Source organism: Nonomuraea sp. NPDC005501, from assembly GCF_040605905.1.
In the GTDB taxonomy this organism is placed as follows: Bacteria; Actinomycetota; Actinomycetes; order Streptosporangiales; family Streptosporangiaceae; genus Nonomuraea.
In genome coordinates, this window is sequence record NZ_JBEXDT010000216.1 from 1 (window position 1) to 1,794 (window position 1,794).

Here is a 1,794-nt window from a genome sequence, read left to right on the forward strand (position 1 = left end):
CCCGACGGGGTGTCGGTGGCCGGTCAGGCCGTCAACGACGTCATCCACCTGCTGGCCGAGCTGGTCGAGAACGCCCTGTCGTTCTCCCCGCGCGAGAACAGGGTGACGGTGTCGGGCAGCCGCATCGACGGCGGCGGCGTCATGCTGTCCATCACCGACGCGGGCATCGGCATGACGCAGGACGAGCTGGCGCAGTCCAACGAGCGCCTCACCGACGCGCCCACCGTGGACGTGTCGGCCTCCCGCCGCATGGGCCTGTTCGTGGTCGCCCGCCTGGCCCACCGCCACGGCATCCGCGTCCAGCTCCGCCCGCACGCCTCCGGCGGACTGACCGCGATGGTCCTGCTGCCGGACTCCCTGCTCGGCAACCCGTCCCCCGCGTACGCGAGCTCGCCGAGCCCCGCGCACGAGGACGCCTACAACGGCCCGCAGCTCGCGCCCGCGCCGGCCCCCACTCCCAACTGGCCCGCGGGCGGCTACCAGCCGGGCCCCGGCCACCCGTCCTTCCCGTCCGGTCCGCCCGCCCAGCAGAACGGCTGGCCGGCCATGCCGCAGTGGCCGTCCGAGTCCAGCGGCTGGCCGTCGGAGCCGCGAGCCGGGTTCAACACCAACGACTCGTGGCTGCCGCCCGAGGAGCCGGGCTGGTCCAGCGGCGGCAACGGGCTGCCCCGGCGCCCCCCGCTGGAGGAGCCCCAGCCCTGGGGACCTTCCGGTGTCCAGCCCGACCGCCCCTTCGACAGGCCGCTCGGCCGCCCCCGGCCGCCGCGCGACTTCCCGGAGACCGACTCGGCCAGCACCGGCCCCATCCCGAGGGTGAACAGCCAGCCCTCCGCCGGTGACGAATACCTGCCGATCTTCGCCGCCGTGGAGTCCGCCTGGTTCGCCGGCGGCGCGAGCTGGGGCTCCTCGAAGGCCGACGCCGGGTGGAGCGCCGCGGAGGCGGTGGTGGAGCCGGTGCGTGACGGGGCGACCGCGTCCGGTCTGCCCAAGCGGGTGCCCAAGGCCAACCTGGTGCCCGGCTCCGCGGACAGCTCCGCCGCACCCAAGGGGGTGGCCCCCATGCCGGCGGTCTCCCCGGACCGGGTGCGCAACCGGCTGTCCAGCTTCCAGCAGGGCTTCCGGGCCGCTCGCGAGGACATCAACGAGGGCAAGGCGTATCCGGCGGGTCCCCGGAGCGCCGACAGCAGCGAGGAGGGCGCATGAAGGATCTCAGTCACGCGGCGCGCGGTGTCGACTGGCTGATCACCGATTTCGTGAGCACCGTACCCGGGGTCGCCCATGCGGTCGTGGTCTCCTCGGACGGCCTGCCGCTCGCCGCGTCCTCCGGCTTCCCGCCGGACCGGGCCGACCAGCTCGCGGCCATCGCCTCCGGCCTGGTCAGCCTGACGCAGGGTGCGGCGCGGGTGTTCGAGGGCGGTGTGGTCAACCAGACGATCGTGGAGATGCAGCGGGGGCTGATGCTGATCATGTCGATCAGTGACGGCTCGTGTCTGGCGGTTCTGGCGGCCCCGGACTGCGACATGGGGCTGGTGGCGTACCAGATGACGCTGATGGTGGAACGCGCCGGTCAGGTACTCACTCCGGCGGTACGCGCGGAGCTGCGTTCGAGTCAGTCCAGGTGAGGTAAGTGACAGACCCCAGATGGAACGGCGGTCCCGAGCCGAGACCGATGTCGTCCTTCGACCCGGGGTCTCCCGTGCGTCCCTATGCGGTGACGGGTGGGCGTACGGCGCCGCGGGTGAAGTTGGCGATGGAGGCGTTGGTGTCGTCGGCGACGGCTGAGCCGAGGGAGTT

3 protein-coding genes are annotated in these 1,794 nt (G+C 73.1%); all 3 read left to right on the top strand.

Annotation, left to right across the window (positions count from 1 at the left end; genetic code table 11):
• Positions 1-1,203 (top strand): ATP-binding protein (locus ABZS51_RS42635; RefSeq protein WP_355454030.1); only part of this gene is annotated, 1,203 nt, incomplete at its 5' end.
• The gene (locus tag ABZS51_RS42640) at positions 1,200-1,622 is read left to right on the top strand and encodes a roadblock/LC7 domain-containing protein (RefSeq protein WP_310710705.1); all 423 of its coding nucleotides are present in this window, start codon (positions 1,200-1,202) and stop codon (positions 1,620-1,622) included. The genes ABZS51_RS42635 and ABZS51_RS42640, both read left to right, overlap by 4 nt.
• Before the next feature lie 47 nt (positions 1,623-1,669).
• Positions 1,670-1,794 (top strand): DUF742 domain-containing protein (locus ABZS51_RS42645; protein WP_355454033.1); only part of this gene is annotated, 125 nt, incomplete at its 3' end.

Coding starts and splice junctions, on each gene's coding strand:
- ABZS51_RS42640 (WP_310710705.1), top strand. CDS start 1,200: ATGAAGGATCTCAGTCACGCGGCGCGCGGTGTCGACTGGCTGATCACC.